The sequence below is a fragment of the Serratia sp. MF1(2023) genome (assembly GCF_030954545.1).
Lineage (GTDB): Bacteria > Pseudomonadota > Gammaproteobacteria > Enterobacterales > Enterobacteriaceae > Serratia > Serratia sarumanii.
Genome location: NZ_JAVHUX010000035.1, coordinates 45,902 through 59,785, shown reverse-complemented (window position 1 = coordinate 59,785; position 13,884 = coordinate 45,902). Strand labels below are relative to the sequence as shown.

General features: G+C 62.0%; 13 protein-coding genes. 3 read left to right on the top strand and 10 right to left on the bottom strand.

What is annotated here, in order from left to right:
• Positions 1-224: 224 nt before the first annotated feature.
• Positions 225-1,052: a dienelactone hydrolase family protein gene (locus REA38_RS16870; protein WP_060431230.1), complete on the top strand. Its 828-nt coding sequence runs from the start codon at positions 225-227 to the stop codon at positions 1,050-1,052.
• A gap of 84 nt (positions 1,053-1,136) precedes the next feature.
• On the opposite strand, the gene metE is transcribed toward REA38_RS16870, so the two are convergent.
• Positions 1,137-3,425: a 5-methyltetrahydropteroyltriglutamate--homocysteine S-methyltransferase gene (gene metE, locus REA38_RS16865; RefSeq protein ID WP_080353490.1), complete on the bottom strand. Its 2,289-nt coding sequence runs from the start codon at positions 3,423-3,425 to the stop codon at positions 1,137-1,139.
• A gap of 90 nt (positions 3,426-3,515) precedes the next feature.
• On the opposite strand from metE, the gene metR reads away from it, so the two are divergent.
• Positions 3,516-4,460 (top strand): HTH-type transcriptional regulator MetR, encoded by a 945-nt coding sequence (gene metR / locus REA38_RS16860; protein WP_151265937.1) that lies wholly within the window; start codon positions 3,516-3,518, stop codon positions 4,458-4,460.
• Positions 4,461-4,482: 22 nt separating this feature from the next.
• Here metR and REA38_RS16855 read toward each other — a convergent pair whose 3' ends face one another.
• Positions 4,483-5,343 (bottom strand): carboxylate/amino acid/amine transporter, encoded by an 861-nt coding sequence (locus REA38_RS16855; protein WP_033649666.1) that lies wholly within the window; start codon positions 5,341-5,343, stop codon positions 4,483-4,485.
• 151 nt (positions 5,344-5,494) lie between these two features.
• Here REA38_RS16855 and REA38_RS16850 point away from each other — a divergent pair, with 151 nt between their 5' ends.
• Complete coding sequence (locus REA38_RS16850) at positions 5,495-5,824, top strand: hypothetical protein (RefSeq protein ID WP_033649665.1); 330 nt, start codon at positions 5,495-5,497, stop codon at positions 5,822-5,824.
• Here the strand turns inward: REA38_RS16850 and REA38_RS16845 are convergent.
• The 8 genes from REA38_RS16845 to livF all read right to left on the bottom strand — a co-directional run bounded on the left by REA38_RS16845 (position 5,805) and on the right by livF (position 13,883).
• Entirely contained in the window at positions 5,805-6,761 is a 957-nt protein-coding gene (locus tag REA38_RS16845) for an AEC family transporter (RefSeq protein ID WP_039568078.1), read from the bottom strand. The two genes, REA38_RS16850 and REA38_RS16845, sit on opposite strands and share 20 nt — an antisense overlap.
• Before the next feature lie 60 nt (positions 6,762-6,821).
• On the bottom strand, positions 6,822-7,559 hold the full coding sequence (gene ugpQ, locus REA38_RS16840; RefSeq protein ID WP_033649663.1) for a glycerophosphodiester phosphodiesterase: 738 nt from the start codon (positions 7,557-7,559) through the stop codon (positions 6,822-6,824).
• Positions 7,559-8,629 carry a sn-glycerol-3-phosphate import ATP-binding protein UgpC gene (locus REA38_RS16835; protein ID WP_060425126.1) on the bottom strand — a complete coding sequence of 357 codons (1,071 nt, stop codon included), beginning with the start codon at positions 8,627-8,629 and terminating at the stop codon, positions 7,559-7,561. The genes ugpQ and REA38_RS16835 overlap by 1 nt, the downstream gene beginning before the upstream one ends.
• A gap of 5 nt (positions 8,630-8,634) precedes the next feature.
• Entirely contained in the window at positions 8,635-9,480 is an 846-nt protein-coding gene (gene ugpE, locus REA38_RS16830; RefSeq protein ID WP_308886274.1) for a sn-glycerol-3-phosphate ABC transporter permease UgpE, read from the bottom strand.
• Complete coding sequence (ugpA, locus tag REA38_RS16825; RefSeq protein WP_015376293.1) at positions 9,477-10,364, bottom strand: sn-glycerol-3-phosphate ABC transporter permease UgpA; 888 nt, start codon at positions 10,362-10,364, stop codon at positions 9,477-9,479. The genes ugpE and ugpA overlap by 4 nt, the downstream gene beginning before the upstream one ends.
• 78 nt (positions 10,365-10,442) lie before the next feature.
• Positions 10,443-11,762 carry a sn-glycerol-3-phosphate ABC transporter substrate-binding protein UgpB gene (ugpB, locus tag REA38_RS16820; protein ID WP_308886273.1) on the bottom strand — a complete coding sequence of 440 codons (1,320 nt, stop codon included), beginning with the start codon at positions 11,760-11,762 and terminating at the stop codon, positions 10,443-10,445.
• A gap of 187 nt (positions 11,763-11,949) precedes the next feature.
• Positions 11,950-13,137, bottom strand: a complete 1,188-nt coding sequence (locus REA38_RS16815; RefSeq protein ID WP_004934394.1) for a PLP-dependent aminotransferase family protein — start codon at positions 13,135-13,137, stop codon at positions 11,950-11,952.
• Positions 13,138-13,181: 44 nt separating this feature from the next.
• On the bottom strand, positions 13,182-13,883 hold the full coding sequence (gene livF, locus REA38_RS16810; RefSeq protein ID WP_308886272.1) for a high-affinity branched-chain amino acid ABC transporter ATP-binding protein LivF: 702 nt from the start codon (positions 13,881-13,883) through the stop codon (positions 13,182-13,184).
• Position 13,884: the final 1 nt, after the last annotated feature.

Genomic DNA, 13,884 nt, shown 5'->3' with positions numbered 1-13,884 from the left:
ACTTATCGGTTGCTTAGGGACAAAAAAGCCCTCTAACGCACCTTATGGCACTTACGCGGGGCAAAACGCGTAATAACATGATAAAAAGCGCTTAAAAATGCCGCAAAGCCAGATAATTAGCCGTTTTTTATCGACTTGTCCGAAAGTGCGCCACGCAGCGCCAATAATGGGTAATCTTTCCTATAGTTAATCTCAGCGCTTTTTTCTATTGCACGGAGACCGCAATGAAAACCGAACATGTGATGACATTAGAACAGGCTCAGGGGGGATTCGCCCCGGCCGCCGCGCCATTGGCCGCCTCCGCGATTATCACCGACGAACAGGGCATTCACGCCGGGCAAACGACCATCCCTTCCCAAGGCGATGCGCTGCCGGCCTACGTCGCCAAACCCGCCGACCAGAGCGGCCCTTTCCCCATCGTGCTGGTGGTGCAGGAAATCTTCGGCGTCCATGAACATATTCAGGATCTGTGCCGCCGCCTGGCCAAGCAGGGCTATCTGGCGATCGCGCCCGAGCTCTATTTCCGCCAGGGCGACGCCAACGACTACGCCGATATCGGCGAGCTGTTCCAGCAGCTGGTCACCAAGGTGCCGGATCGTCAGGTGCTGTCGGATCTGGATCACGCCGCGCACTGGGCTATTCGCCACGGCGGCGACGCCGGCAAGCTGGCGATCACCGGTTTTTGCTGGGGCGGCCGCATCACCTGGCTGTACGCGGCGCATAACCCGCAGTTGAAGGCGGCGGTCGCCTGGTACGGCAAACTGGTCGGCGAGAAAACGCTGAACTCGCCGAAGCATCCGGTCGATGTCGCCACCCACCTGTCGGCGCCGGTGCTGGGGCTGTATGGCGGGCAGGACAGCGGCATCCCGCTGGAGACGGTGGAAACCATGCGTCAGGCGATCCGCGCCGCCAACGCCGAGGCCGAAATCGTGGTGTATCCCGAGGTCGGACATGCGTTCAACGCCGATTATCGTCCCAGCTACAACGCCGAAGCGGCGGAGGACGGCTGGCAGCGCATGCTGGCGTGGTTCGCCCAGCACGGCGTCAAATAATTTCCCTCGCATAAAAAAGGGCGCCGAAGCGCCCAATCATCACACCAGTAAATCTATAAGCGGCGGTTTATCCGCCGCACGACATCACGCTTGCTCGCGCAGGCGCTGTGCCGCCAATACCATGTTGGCCAGCGACTGCCGGGTTTCCGGCCAGCCGCGGGTTTTCAGGCCGCAATCCGGGTTAACCCACAGGCGTTCCGCCGGGATGTTCTGCGCCGCTTTACGCAGCAGCGCTTCAATCCATTCCACGCTCGGCACGTTCGGCGAGTGGATATCGTAGACGCCCGGCCCGATTTCGTTCGGGTATTCGAACTCTTTGAAGGCTTCCAGCAGATCCATATCGGAACGCGAGGTCTCGATGGTGATCACGTCGGCGTCCAACGCGGCGATGGAGTCCATGATGTCGTTGAACTCGCAGTAACACATGTGGGTGTGGATCTGGGTGTCGTCCCGCGCCACGGCGGCGTTCAACTTGAAGGCGTCCACCGCCCAGTTCAGATACGCCGCCCAGTCGGATTGGCGCAGCGGCAGCCCTTCGCGCAGCGCGGGTTCGTCGATCTGGATGATGCCGATGCCGGCTTTTTCCAGATCTTCCACCTCATCGCGCAGCGCCAGCGCAATCTGCTTGGCAATCACTTCGCGGGTCACGTCTTCACGCGGGAACGACCAGCACAGGATGGTCACCGGCCCGGTCAACATGCCTTTCACCGGCTTGTCGGTCAGCGACTGGGCGAATTTGGCCCATTCGACGGTGATGGCTTCCGGGCGGCTGACGTCACCGATGATCACCGGCGGCTTCACGCAGCGGGAGCCGTAGCTCTGCACCCAGCCGTTTTGGGTAAACACGAAGCCGTCCAGGTTCTCGCCGAAATATTCCACCATGTCGTTGCGCTCGGCTTCACCGTGCACCAGCACGTCCAGCCCGAGGCGCTCCTGCTCGACGATCGCCTGTTTGATGTGCTCACCGATGCTGGTGCGGTAGTTGTTGCCGTCCAAACGGCCCTGTTTGAAGTCCAGACGCAGGCCGCGGATCTCGGTGGTCTGCGGGAACGAACCGATGGTGGTGGTCGGCCAAGCCGGCAGGTTGAAACGTTCGCGCTGCGCCCTGGCGCGTTCGGCGTAAGCGCTGTGGCGTTCGCTGTCCTGCGCGGTGATCGCCGCCAGGCGGCGCTCGACCTGTGGGTTGTGCACGCGGCTCGACTGACGGCGGGCGCGGATCGGCGCGCTGTAGGCGTCCAGTTCGGCCCGTTTCGTCGCGTCAGGCGCGTTCAGCGCCGAGCTCAACAGCGCCAGCTCGGCGCATTTTTGCAGCGCGAAGGCGAACCAGCTTTTCACTTCTTCGTCCAGACGGCTTTCCACGCTCAGATCGATCGGGCTGTGCAGCAGCGAACAGGAGCTGCCGATCCACAGTGGGCGGCTGCCCACCAGCGGCTGCAGACGTTCGAACCAGCGGCTCAGATCGGCGCGCCAGACGTTGCGCCCGTTGATTACCCCCAGCGACAGCAGCCAGTCTTGCGGCAATGCGGCGCTCAGCGCGGCGATATCGTCATGGCCGGCGACCAGATCGACGTGCAGCCCCTGCACCGGCAGCGTGCGGACGGTATCGAGATTGTGGCCGACGCTGTCAAAATACGTGGTCAGCAGCAGCTTCACCTGCCCCTGCAGCGCGTCGTAAGCCGGTTTGAACGCATCCAGCCAGGCTTGCGGCAGTTCCAGCACCAGCGCAGGCTCATCAATTTGCACCCACTCGACGCCGCGTTTCGCCAGCTCGGCCAGCACCTGTTGGTAAACCGGCAGGATGTCTTTCAGCAGCGACAGCCGGTCGAACGGCTCGCCCTTCACCTTACCCAGCCACAGATAGGTCACCGGGCCCAGCAGCACCGGCTTGATGCGATGGCCGAGCGCCAGCGCTTCGTCCACTTCGTCCAGCAACTGAGTCCAGCCCAGCTTGAACTGCTGGCCTTGCTGGAATTCGGGCACCATGTAGTGATAGTTGGTGTTGAACCATTTGGTCATTTCCGCCGCGGCCGCCGGCTCGCCGGTCGGTGCGCGGCCACGGCCGATGCGAAACAGCGTGTCCAGATCGATCGTGCCATCCGCATTCTGATGGCGCGCCGGCACGTTGCCCAGCAGCAGGCTGGTGGTCAACACATGATCGTACCAGGCGAAATCGCCGACCGGCACCAAATCCACCCCGGCCTGCTGTTGCTGTTGCCAATGACGAGCGCGCAGCTCGCGGCCAACCGCCAACAGCTCTTCCTGCGTTGAGTTGCCGGCCCAGTAGCTTTCCTGAGCTTTTTTCAGCTCACGTCGTAGCCCAACGCGAGGAAAACCCAGTGTGTGATTCAAAATTGCCATCGTCATATTCCCCATTTAGCCGTCCAGATGTTTACACATCCATAATCAGCAGGTACTGTATTAACCACAAGCGCAATTTATTCACTGTCAATGTGAAGGACTCTCATGATCGAACTGAAACATTTACGGACGCTGCAGGCCCTGCGCAACAGCGGTTCGTTGGCGGGGGCGGCGGCCCAACTTCATCAGACGCAGTCTGCCCTGTCGCACCAGTTCAGCGATCTTGAGCAACGTCTGGGCTTCAAGCTGTTCGTGCGCAAGAGCCAGCCCCTGCGCTTCACCGCCCAGGGCGAGATCCTGCTGCAGCTGGCGGAGCAGGTGCTGCCGCAGATCCAGCAGGCGCTGCAGGCCTGCCACGAGCCGCATCAGACCACGCTGCGCATCGCCATCGAATGCCACAGCTGCATTCAGTGGCTGACGCCGGCACTGGACAACTTCCGCCGGCGTTTCCCGCAGGTGGTGATGGACTTTACTTCCGGCGTGACTTTCGATCCGCAGCCGGCCTTGCAACAGGGCGAGCTGGATCTGGTGATGACGTCGGATATTCTGCCGCGCAGCGGCCTGCACTATTCACCGATGTTTGATTTCGAGGTACGCCTGGTGCTGGCGCCGGATCATCCGCTGGCCGGCAGGCCGCACATCGAGCCGGAAGACTTGAGTGACGAAACGCTGTTGATTTACCCGGTGCAGCGCCAACGGCTGGATATCTGGCGGCATTTTCTGCAGCCGGCGGGCGTTAGCCCGGCGTTGAAGAACGTCGATAACACGCTGCTGCTGATTCAGATGGTATCGGCGCGGATGGGGATTGCGGCGCTGCCGCACTGGGTGGTGGAGAGTTTCGAACAACAGGGGCTGATAGTGACCAAAACCCTGGGTGACGGCCTGTGGAGCCGCTTGTACGCCGCCGTGCGCGACGGCGAACAGCGCCAGGCGGTAACCGAAGCCTTTATCCGCTCGGCCCGCCAGCACGCCTGCGATCATCTGCCGTTTGTGCGCGACGCGGCACGCCCTGGCGCCGCCGGCGCCAAAGCGTTGACGGCCGACGTATAAACGTGCCGGGTGGCCCGCCCGCTTAGCCGAGCCGTTTCGGCGCCACCCAGCGCCGGTGCACCCACAGCGAAGCGACGATCACCGCCCCGCCAATGATAAAGCTCGGCCAATGCGGCTGCTGTTGCCAGATGGCCAGGTTGACCAACAAACCGGCCGGCACATGCATGTTGTTCATGATGCCGAGCGTGCCGGCATCCACCTGCGTCGCACCATAGTTCCACATAAAGTAGCCCAGCCCCGATGCCACCACGCCCAGCCAGATCAACACGCCCCACTGCAGATTGGTGGTCGGCAGCTGCTGCGGATTGCCCCACAGGAACCAGGCCACCACCGCCACCACCGCCGCCCCCAGGTAGAACCAGGAAAATGCGGTGTGCTGCGGCAAGGGGTGCACCTCCATCAGGCGCTTATAGCCGACCATGCCGATGGCGAAGCTGATATTCGCCGCCTGCACCAACAGCAGCCCCCACCAAAAGTGTTCGCTCAGCTGGTGATAGCGGATGATCGCCGCGCCCAGCACCGCCAGCAGCGCGCTGAATACGTAGCCCCAACGCAGGCGTCGGCCGCTCAGCAAATCGTAGATCAAGGTGATGTACAGCGGCGTCAGCACGGTGAACAGCAGGAATTCGGGCACCGTCAGGTAGAGATAGGCGCGGAAGCTGAACAGGTACATGATGCCCAGTTGGAAAGCGCCCACCAGCATATACAGCAGGATCACCCTGGGCTTGATATTGCGCCAGCGCAGAAACGGCAGGAACACCAACGCCGCCAGCCCGATGCGCACCAGCGCCGAGAACCCGCTGTCGACCTGGCCCGCCAGGTACTCGCCAATCAGGCTGAAAGAAAACGCCCACAGGATGGTGGTTATAACCAAAAGCAGCACGATGGGTTCACCCTAAAAAGACCGAAAGGGCGATTGTAACGGAAGATGCGCGCCGCGTTGGCGAAAAGGCGGTTTACATCTGAACAAAAGACAAACTACCGGCAAAATTTCACCGTTGGGTTAGGCTTAATAAAAAGGCGAGGTAACCATCATGAAAACTTCTCACATCCTGTTTGTTCTGCTGTGGCTGCCCGGCCTGGCTGCGGCGGCCAACGGCGTAACCGACCTGCGCTCACAGCAGCAGTTGCTCAACCAAAACAGCCAACAGGCTCAGCAACAGCGCCTGTTGAACAATCGGCAGATGGATCAACGCCGCCTGCAGCAGCAACGGCAGTTCGACAATCAACGGCAGCAGCTGTTGCAAACCACGCCGAACGGCGGGCAGCTGCTGCCCAACGGCAACCAGCCGCGCGATCCGTTCAATCGCACCGCGCCGGCGGTGCCGCAGGCGCCGATGCCGGCTACGCCCGCACGCCCATAACGGTGAGGATCAGCGGCGTAGTGATCGCCGCCAGCACGGTGGACATCACCAGGCTGGTGGCGGCCGGGCCGGTGAGCGTATTGAACTGGCGCGACATCAGGTAGACGTTCACCCCCACCGCCATCGAGCCCAGCAGCACCACAACGCGGGTTTCCATCGGCGGCAGATCCATCATCCAGGCCAGCAGCCAAATCACTAATGGCTGCACCAGCAGTTTCAGCACGCAGATGGCGCTGCTCAGCCGCCAGCCTTCGCCGATGCGGTACTCGGCAAGCCCCATGCCCAGCACCACCAGCGACAGCGGCGCTGCCACCTGGCCGAGCATGCTGATCGGCCGATCGACGAAGGCCGGCAGCGGCAGGCCGGTCAGGCTGAACAGGGTGCCGGACAGAATGCCGACGATCAGCGGATTGGTCAGCACGCTGCGCGCGGTTTTAACGAAACCGCTCAGCGTCGGCGAGCCGTTGCGCGCCCATTCGATCGACACCGTCACCAGCGTCCACAGGATCAGGCCGTTGAACACCAGCACCAGCGCCACCGACGGGATCGCCGCCTCCCCCAGCATTACGCCGGCGATCGGCAAGCCGAGCATCACGTTATTGGAGAAAATGCCGCCCAGCGCAAACACCGATCCGGCGACGCCATCCAGCCGAAAGAGGTGCCGGGCGACGAGACGGCCGAGCACGAATACGATCAGGCAACTGCCGAAAAACGCGATCAGCAGCCGGGCGTCGACCGCCGGGCGCTGCGAGAAGTCGCACATCATGCGAAACAGCATGGCGGGCAAGGCGAGGGAAAACACGAAGCGCGTCAGGCCATCGGTGATGCCGGCAGGCCATTTCCCCCAGCGAATCAGCCCATAACCCAACGCGATCAGCACAAACAGCGGTAAAGACAGCACGATCTGGTGCCACAGTGACATCATAAAGCCAGGCATCGCATTCCTTCCGGTGGTGCGGCGGCAAGGCTTGTCGTCGCGGGATTCATCGGCGCCGGATTAAAAATCCGGGCCGATTAAATCTATCCGGTCGGTGCAAATGCAGTCAACGCCCCAGTCGAGCAGCAGGCGCGCGCGATCCGGCTGGTTGACGGTATACACCAGAATGCGCAGCCCGGCGTCTTTCAACGCTTTTACCCGCTCGGCGGTCAGCGCTTTGTGATCGATATGCAGCGAGACGCAATCCAGGCGTTCGGTCAGCTCGCGCCAGTTGTCGTCCCAGTCCTCCAGCAGCAGGCCGCGCGGCAAATCCGGCACGGTGCGCTGCGCCGCCGCCAGCGCGTCCACCGAGAAGGAAGAAAGCAGCGGATCGGTCTGCCCTTGCCACAGCAGCCGCGCCGCCAGCGCCACCACCCGGCCGGTTTCATCGTCGCTGCCGGTGGTCGGCTTGATCTCGATATTGGCCATCAGGCCGTGTTCCTGGCAGCGTTCCGCCACCTCCGACAGCAGCGGCAGCCGCTCGCCCTTAAAGGCCGAGCTGTACCAGTTGCCGGCGTCCAGCTGCACCAGTTTGTCCCACGGCAGCTCGCCCGCCACGCCCCAGCCGTTGCTGGTGCGATCCAGCGTGTCGTCGTGCAGCAGGAAAATTTGCCCGTCCTGCGCCAGCTTGGCGTCGAACTCGATCATCTTGTGGCCGTGGCGCGCGCCGACGTCAATCGCCGCCAGGGTGTTTTCCGGCGCCAGAGAACCGCCGCCGCGGTGGGCGACGATATGAGGGTAAGGCCAATGTCTGGTCATCAATCCATCCGTAATCCGCTGTCGGTGTCAAAGAAGTGCAGCGCCTGAGCAGGCAGCTGCAAATATAGCGTACTGCCCGCCGCCGGCAAGGTTTCATGCGATAGCCGCACGATCACCCCGTGGCCGCCCCACTGGCCGTGCGCCAGATTATCGGCCCCCAGCAGCTCCAGCGTCTGCAGCTGCAGCGGCACGCCCTGGCCTTGCGCCACCAACTGAATATGCTCCGGCCGAATGCCCAACGTCAACGGCCGCCCCGCCCACTGCGGTTTGGCCGCCGGCAACGGCAGCGCCATGCCGTCCGCCAGCAGCAGCTGGCCGCCGTCGGCGCTCAGGGTGCCTGGCAGCAGGTTCATCGCCGGCGATCCGATAAAGCCGGCGACGAACAGCGAAGCCGGCCGCTGATACACTTCGCTCGGGGTGCCGATCTGCTCCGCCACGCCCTTGTTCATTACGATCACCCGCTGCGCCAACGTCATCGCCTCCACCTGATCGTGGGTCACGTACAGGCTGGTGGTTTTCAGACGACGATGCAGCTGTTGCAGCTCCAGGCGCATCTGCACCCGTAGCTTGGCGTCCAGGTTGGACAGCGGCTCATCGAACAGGAATACCGCCGGTTCGCGCACGATGGCGCGCCCCATCGCCACGCGCTGGCGCTGGCCGCCGGAAAGCTCGCGCGGTTTGCGTTTGAGCAGCGGCTCCAGCTCCAGGATGCGTGCCGCTTCTTCCACCCGCTGGCGGATATGATCCTTGCCGAAACCGCGGATCTTGAGGCCGTAGGCCATGTTGTCGTACACGCTCATGTGCGGATAGAGCGCGTAGTTCTGGAACACCATCGCGATGCCGCGATCCTTGGGCTCCAGATCGGTCACGCGCCGGGTATCGATATAGATATCGCCGCTGGTGGTGCGTTCCAGCCCGGCCACCATCCGCAGCAGCGTGGATTTGCCGCAGCCGGACGGGCCGACCATCACGATGAATTCGCCGTCCGCCACGTCGAGGTCGATCTGTTTGATCACCGGCGTTTTACCGTCGTAAGACTTGGTGACCGCCTGTAGTTTTAATCCTGCCATCGTCGTTATTTCTCGCTATCAACCAGACCGCGCACAAACCAGCGCTGCATCAGAAGCACCACCGCCAGCGGTGGCAATAAAGTCAGAATCATCGCCGCCATCACCTGGTTCCACTGGGTCGGCGTGCCGGAGGTGGAGATCATGCTCTTGATGCCCGCCACCGCGGTGCCCATCGAGGCGTCGCTGGTGATCAGGATCGGCCACAGGTATTGGTTCCAGCCGTAGATAAAGGTGATGACGAACAGCGCCGCCAGATTGGTTTTCGACAGCGGCAGCACGATGTCCCAAAAGAAACGCATCGGCCCGGCGCCGTCGATGCGCGCCGCCTCCAGCAGCTCATCCGGCAGCGTCATGAAGAACTGGCGCAGCAGGAAGGTCGCGGTGGCCGAGGCCATCAGCGGCAGCGTCAGGCCGGTGTAGCTGTCCAGCAGGTTGAGGTTGGAGATCACCTCCACCGTCGGGAAGATACGCACCTCCACCGGCAGCATCAGGGTGAGGAAAATCAGCCAGAAGAACAGGCTGCGCAGCGGGAAGCGGAAGTACACGATGGCGTAAGCCGACAGCACCGACACCGCGATCTTGCCGAAGGTGATCGCCAGCGCCATGATCACGCTGTTCAGCAGCAGCAGCGAGAACGGCACCTTGAGGTTGCCCACGCCGCCCTGCCAGATATTGCGGATGTTTTCCCACAGGTGGCCGCCGGGCACCAGCGTCATCGGCACCTGAAACACCTGCTTGTCGTCCAGCGTGGCGGCGACAAAGGCCACGTACAGCGGGAACAGCACCACCAGCACGCCGATAATCAGCATCACATGGCTGAAGATATCCAGCCCGCGTCGATTCTCAATCATTGATAGCGCACCTTACGTTCAACGAAGCGGAACTGGATCACCGTCAGGCCGATCACCAGCAGCATCAGGATCACCGACTGCGCGGCAGAGCTGGAGAGATCCAATCCGGCGAAGCCTTCGCGGTAGATCTTGTAGATCAACGTGGTGGTGGACTGCACCGGCCCGCCGCCGGTGGCGGCGTCGATCACCGGGAAGGTATCGAAGAAGGCGTACACCAGATTGACCACCAGCAGGAAGAAGCTCACCGGCGCGATCAGCGGCAGCACCAGATGGAAGAAACGCCGCACCGGGCCAGCGCCGTCGATGGCCGCCGCCTCCACCAGCGAGCGCGGGATCGACTGCAGCGCCGCGAGGAAAAACAGGAAGTTATAGCTTATCTGCTGCCATACCGAGGCCAGCACCACCAGGAACATCGCCTGGCCGCTGTTTTGCGCATGGTTCCAGTTATAGCCCAGCCCGTTGAGGAAATGGGTGATCAACCCCAGGCCGGGGTTGAACAGAAAGATCCACAGCACCGCCGCCACCGCCGGCGCCACCGCATAGGGCAGGATCATCAGCGTGCGATAGAGCCGGCTGCCGCGCAGCACGTAGTCCACCAGCGCGGCGAAGAACAGCGAAACCGCCAGCCCAATGCCCGCCACCAGGAAGCTGAAGATCAGCGTGGTGTAGAACGAGTCGAGGTAGTAAGGATCCTGAAACAGCTGCTTAAAGTTATCCAGCCCGACAAACTGGCTGGACAGGCCGAACGGATCGAGGCTCTGCACCGAATACCACAGCGCCTCGCCGGCGGGCCATAAAAAGAAGACGGCGGTAATCAGCAGCTGCGGCAGCACCAACGCATAGGGCAACCAGCTGCAGCCGAAACCGGGACGGGAAGATGACATAGCAGTTAAACCATTAATCGGGTACGCAAGGATCGGCGTGAAGACGCGAGCCCGATCGGACGGGCCCGCGACGCAGGGTTACTTGGTCGATGCTTCGAAACGGCGCAGCAATACATCACCGCGCTGCACGGCGGCGTCCAACGCCTGCTGAGGCGTTTTCTTGCCGGTCCATACGCCTTCCAGCTCCTCATCCACCACGCTGCGGATCTGCGGCATGTTGCCGAGGCGCAGGCCCTTGGTGAACGGCAACGGCGGCTTGTTCAGCATCTGGCGAGTGGCGACGTCGGCGCCCGGGTTCTTGTCGTAGAAGCCCTGCTGCTTGGTCAGATCGTAAGCCGCGGTGGTGATCGGCAGATAGCCGGTCTTCTGGTGCCATTCGGCGGCGATTTCCGGCTGCGCCAGGTACTGCAGGAACTCGGCCACACCCTTGTAGGTGGCGGCGTCTTTGCCGTTCATCACCCACAGGCTGGCCCCGCCGATGATGGCGTTCTGCGGCGCGTTTTTCGCGTCGGCGTCGTACGGCATCATGCCGACGCCGTAGTTGAATTTGGCGTAGTGCTTGATGTCCGCCAGCGAACCGGATGACGCGGTGGTGATGGCGCAGTCGCCGTTATAAAACTTCTCGGTGGATTCGTCTTTGCGGCCGAAGTAGGTGAAATCGCCCTTCTTGTTCATCGCTTCGAGCAGCGCGATATGCTTGACCTGCAGCGGCTTGTTGAACTCCAGCTTGGCGTTGGTGCCGCCGAAACCGTTGTTTTCGCTGGCGAACGGCACGCCGTGCCAGGCGCTGAAGTTCTCCAGCTGGATCCAGCCCTGCCAGCCGCTGGCGTAGCCGCACTTCATGCCGGCCTCACGCAGTTTGGCGGTATCCGCTGCCAGCTCCTGCCAGGTTTTCGGCGGCTGGTCCGGGTTCAGGCCGGCCTTCTTGAAGGCGTCTTTATTGTAGTACAGCACCGGCGTGGAGCTGTTGAACGGCTGCGACAGCAGATGGCCGCTCTTGTTGTCGGTGTAATAGCCGGCCACGGTCGGCACGAACACCGATTCGTCGAAGTTGATGCCGGCCTCTTTAAACACTTCGTAGACCGGTTTGATGGCCTTGCTGGCCATCATGGTGGCGGTGCCCACCTCGTAAACCTGCAGGATCGCCGGCGCCTTGCCGGAGCGGTAAGCGGCGATGCCCGCCGCCAGGCTCTGTTCGTAGTTGCCTTTGTAAACCGGCACAATCTTGACGTCGCTGTGCGACTGGTTGAAGCGAGCCGCCAGGGAGTCCACTTCCTTACCCAGTTCGCCTTCCATCGAATGCCAGAACGGGATCTCGGTCGCCGCCAGCGCCTGAGTGCTGACCGCCAGGGTCAATGCGACGCACAGCGTGGTTTTGCGAATAGCGTAGGTGAGCATGCCTAACTCCTGAAAAAGCTGGTGTAAAAGCGCGTGAGCGAAAAGAATCAGTTTTTTGTTCGGAAGCTAACATGCCATGCGCGGATGACAGAAAAATAACTAAAAAGTGACAGCCATGTGACAGGAGAGTGAAGTGAAGATGGCAGTTTGATGTCGGCGGCGGGCATGCGCTCCGCCGCCGCGGTGATTACAGCGAACGGCGCAGGCGCGCCACCGCTTCCTGCATTTGTTGCTCGGTGGCGGTGGCGAACGACAGGCGGAAGGTCGAACGATCCGGGTTGTCGGAGAAAAAGTATTCCCCCGGCACGAACACCACGCCCTGCTGCAGCGTGGTATTCAGCCATTCGGTGGCGTTGAACGGCTGGCGGAAACGCGCCCACAGGAACATGCCGCCCTTCGGCTTATCGAAGGTGATGTAGTCGCCCAGCTCCTGCTCCACCAAACCGGCCAGGATCTCGCCCTTTTGCTTGTAGGCGGCGCGGATCTTGTCGATCTGCGCCGGCAGGCGATCCAGGCCGAGGTAGCATTCGACGATGCTCTGCGACAGCGCGCTGGCGTGCAGATCCGCCGCCTGTTTGATGATCGCCACTTTATGCAGCAGGAACGGCGGCAGGATCGCCCAGCCCAACCGCAGACCCGGCGCCAGGATCTTGGAGAAGGTCGAGGTATAAATGATGTGGTCGGTGTTGCCCAGCACCCGCTGCGACACCTGATGCAGCGTCGGGTGGCGCTCTTCGGTGAAACGCAGCTCGCCGTACGGATCGTCTTCGATGATCAGGAAGTTATGTTCGGCGGCCAGTTTCACCAGCAGTTCGCGGCGCGCGGCGCTCAGGGTGATGCCGCTGGGGTTGCCGAAGTTCGGCACCACGTACACGCCCTTGATGCGCTGGGTTTTCAGCAGCTCGGCCAGCTCTTCCACCACCATACCGTCGCTGTCTGACGAGACCGACATGATGTTGGCTTCCGCCAGCTCCAGCGTTTGCAGCGCCGCCAGGTAGGTCGGGCGCTCCACCACGAACACGTCGCCGGGGTTGACGATGGCGCGCATCACCAAATCCAATGCCTGCTGCGAGCCGGCGGTGACCATCACCTCTTCCGCGCGCGCGGTGACGCCGCGCTCGGCGCACAGCGCGCAAATGCGCTCACGCAGCAGCGGGCTGCCCTCGGTCAGGCCATACTGGAACGCGCTTTTCGGCTGTTCGGTGATCGCCTGCTGGGTGGCGATGCTCAATCCTTCGAAATCGAACAGCGCATCAGAGGGGATGCCGCCCGCCAGCGAAATGACGTGTTCCATCTTGCTGTGTTTAAGCAATTCACGGATGGCCGAACTTTTTACGTTAACGATGCGCTGCGCGAGTAACCCTTCTGTCTTCATTTCTTCTTCTCGTACCTGATTATTTTAATTCGTAGGGGGGCGGATTAACCGCCCAGATACGCCGACCTCACTGCTTCGTTGGCTAACAATGCAGCCCCCGTATCTTCCAACACCACGCGGCCGTTTTCCAGCACATAACCGCGGTCCGCCAATTTCAGCGCCTGATTGGCGTTTTGCTCCACCAGGAAGATGGTCATGCCCTCTTCCCGCAGCTGCTGAATGATGTCGAAGATCTGCTGGATGATGATCGGCGCCAGCCCGAGCGAGGGCTCGTCGAGCAGCAGCAGCTTCGGCTGGCTCATCAGCGCGCGGCCGATGGCCAACATCTGCTGTTCGCCGCCGGACATGGTGCCGGCACGCTGGCTTCGGCGCTCCAGCAGGCGCGGGAACAGAGTGAACACCCGTTCGATGCGCTGTTGATACTGCCGGCGATCGGCGAAGAAGCCGCCCATCGCCAGGTTTTCTTCCACCGTCATGCGCGAGAAGACGCGCCGCCCTTCCGGCACGATCGCCACCGCTTCGCGCATGATGCGCGAGGTTTGCCACTGGGTGATGTCCTGATCCTGAAAGACGATGCTGCCTTCGCTGGCGCGCTGCTCACCGCACAGGGTGCCGAGCAGCGTGGTTTTACCGGCGCCGTTGGCGCCGATTAACGTCACGATTTCGCCCTGGCTTATCGTGAGACTGACCTGATGCAGCGCCTGAATTTTGCCGTAATGGGCGGATACCTGATTGAATGACAACATA